Below are 459 nucleotides of genomic sequence, written 5' to 3'. Positions count from 1 at the left end.
CTCACCATCCGGATCGAAGAAGATGCTCCTGGATCGTAATTCACGCTGTTCTTTGCACTGACTCGCACCATCCGCCAGCTCTCTGTATCAGGGAGAACATGCACTACTATAATCCATTCATCGCTTGTCTATTAATTTTAAAAAACAAAAAATCCCTGCTGAAATGTATCAGCAGGGACGTAATTTTACGCGGTACCACCCTAATTATTGACATAGTAGCTATGTCAATCTCTCGATTCTAATAACGGCTCTTCACCGTCTTCCCCTCACCAATCGGTTCGAAGAAGAAAGCTCCTGGATCGTAATTCATGCTGTTCTTTGTACTGACTTGCACCATCCGTCAGCTCTCTGTATCAGGGAGAACATACATTACTTCAATCCATTCATTGCTATCTTTTATTTAGTTAGTTTTTTAAAAACAAAAAGTCCCTGCTGAAATGTATCAGCAGGGACGTAATA

The 459-nt window shown here is 41.4% G+C and carries 1 other annotated feature.

Going from position 1 to position 459, the window contains the following annotated elements:
- Positions 1 to 170 precede the first annotated feature (170 nt).
- Positions 171 to 396, bottom strand: a binding site (T-box leader).
- Positions 397 to 459 lie beyond the last annotated feature (63 nt).

Origin of the sequence: Terribacillus sp. AE2B 122, assembly GCF_902497585.1 — a bacterium.
Classification (GTDB): Bacteria; Bacillota; Bacilli; order Bacillales; family Amphibacillaceae; genus Terribacillus; species Terribacillus saccharophilus_A.
This window is presented reverse-complemented; position numbering and strand designations above follow the sequence as displayed.